Source organism: Pantoea sp. Pa-EAmG (assembly GCF_030024295.1).
GTDB lineage: Bacteria > Pseudomonadota > Gammaproteobacteria > Enterobacterales > Enterobacteriaceae > Pantoea > Pantoea dispersa.
Genome location: NZ_JASEWO010000405.1, coordinates 1 through 676, shown reverse-complemented (window position 1 = coordinate 676; position 676 = coordinate 1). Strand labels below are relative to the sequence as shown.

Annotated in this window: 1 protein-coding gene; it reads left to right on the top strand. The window is 58.3% G+C overall.

The features are described 5' to 3' along the window. Window positions 1–676: trypsin-like peptidase domain-containing protein (locus QMM04_RS22935; RefSeq protein WP_282997193.1), on the top strand; the 676-nt coding region annotated here is incomplete at both ends.

Sequence of the window (676 nt, the reverse complement as noted above, 5' to 3'; positions counted from 1 at the left end):
GCTCGAAAAAGTGATGCCATCGGTGGTGAGTATTAACGTTGAGGGCAGCACGACGGTCAATACGCCGCGCATGCCGCGTAACTTCCAGCAGTTCTTTGGTGACAACTCGCCGTTCTGCCAGGACGGTTCGCCATTCCAGAGCTCTCCGTTCTGTCAGGGCGGCGGCGCCGGGGATAACGGCCAGGGCGGCGGCCAGCAACAAAAATTCATGGCGCTGGGCTCGGGCGTCATTATTGACGCGGCGAAAGGCTACGTGGTGACCAACAACCACGTTGTTGATAACGCCAGCACCATCAAGGTACAGCTGAGCGACGGTCGCAAGTTTGATGCGAAAGTGGTGGGTAAAGATCCGCGCTCCGACATTGCGCTGATCCAGATCCAGGATCCGAAAAACCTGACGGCGATTAAGCTTGCCGACTCTGACGCACTGCGCGTCGGTGACTACACCGTGGCGATCGGCAACCCGTTCGGCCTGGGTGAAACCGTGACCTCAGGTATCGTTTCTGCGCTGGGCCGCAGCGGCCTGAATGCGGAAAACTACGAAAACTTCATCCAGACCGATGCAGCGATTAACCGCGGTAACTCCGGCGGTGCGCTGGTGAACCTGAACGGTGAACTGATTGGTATTAACACCGCGATCCTCGCACCGGACGGCGGCAACATCGGTATCGGCTTT